1 protein-coding gene is annotated in these 1259 nt (G+C 52.7%); it reads right to left on the bottom strand.

The window, feature by feature from the left end:
• The coding region (locus FGE21_RS19810) for a calcium-binding protein (protein ID WP_139665116.1) at nucleotides 1–1259 on the bottom strand (1259 nt) is incomplete at both ends.

A 1259-nucleotide genomic window follows, 5' to 3' on the forward strand; every position in this document is an offset into this window, starting at 1 on the left:
AAACATCATTACCAGCAAGGCCTCGCAGGATATCGCTGCCACCCGACCCTGAAACGACATCTGTGGCATCACCACCTTCGATGGCCCCGTCATCTACTGGTTCCAGTTCTCGCAGATCATTGAAGATCACCCCGTCGGCAAACTCCACTGTGGGTACTGTCCAGGCCGGGTTCTCAGCAAACTGACCAATGAGCGTGATCGTTTCACCGTTTGAAAGCGAAATAACCGCGTTGTTCCCGTCTTGCGTGACAATTGCCTGATCTGATGTGGCATCTGTAAAGATCAGGCGATCCGCGTGACCACTCAGATTTTGTGGCCCGGTGATCGAATACGATCCATCGCCAAGTGTATGGCGGAAGGTTTCGGACCAGACGCTGCCAACAACGCTGCCGGTTGCCTTCATGTCATGGGCAATCCCATTCAGGAGAGCGTTGAAGTCCCAGATCGTGCCATCGTCGAACTCGATACTTTCAACGGAATTCCGCAAATCTGTATTGAACTGCCCAAGGATTGTGACCGTCGCACCACCTGCGACGGTAAATACAGCGTTTGCGCCGTCCCGCTTTGCAGAAACTTGCGAACGCGCATGATCGGCAAAGACCAGGACATCATCACCGCGATGATAGTCATAGTCCGTGATCGTGTAGGAGCCATCCGCTGCGCGATGAACATATCGCTCGTCGAACTCAGTACCAATGACTGCCCCACCGGCTTTCATATCGTCCATCAGGCGAGACCGCAGATCGGCCTGATCCCAAGTCGTTCCGTTTGCGAACTCGAAGGTTTCGATAGAACGCCGGGAATCTCCGTCGAGCTGACTGTTCAGGGTGATCTGCTCACCACCAGAGGTTTCAAAAACAACGCTGTTACCATCCCTGCTGAGCGTGACATCTGTCTCGTTCAGATCAGAGAAGGTCAGACGATCTGCGCCACGATGGTAATCATAGTCTGTGATTGAATATGAGCCATCACCAGCCGCGTGGGTATAAAACTCATCGTTCTCGGTCCCGATGACCTCGCCCGTTGCTTTCATATCGTGCATCAGGCGGTTGCGCATCTGCGCCTGGTTCCAGATTTCGCCATCGGCGAACTCAAAGGATTCCAATGAGTTCCGCGTATCTGTGTTCAGTTGGTGGATCAACGTGATCGTTTCACCACTCGGCAGCGTGAAAATGACGTCATTATGAATCCGCGAGAGAACGACATCCGTCGCATTCACATCCGTAAATGTGACTTTGTCATTGCCCCTGTTGTAATCA

The organism is Phaeobacter sp. B1627, from assembly GCF_006265095.1.
GTDB lineage: Bacteria > Pseudomonadota > Alphaproteobacteria > Rhodobacterales > Rhodobacteraceae > Epibacterium.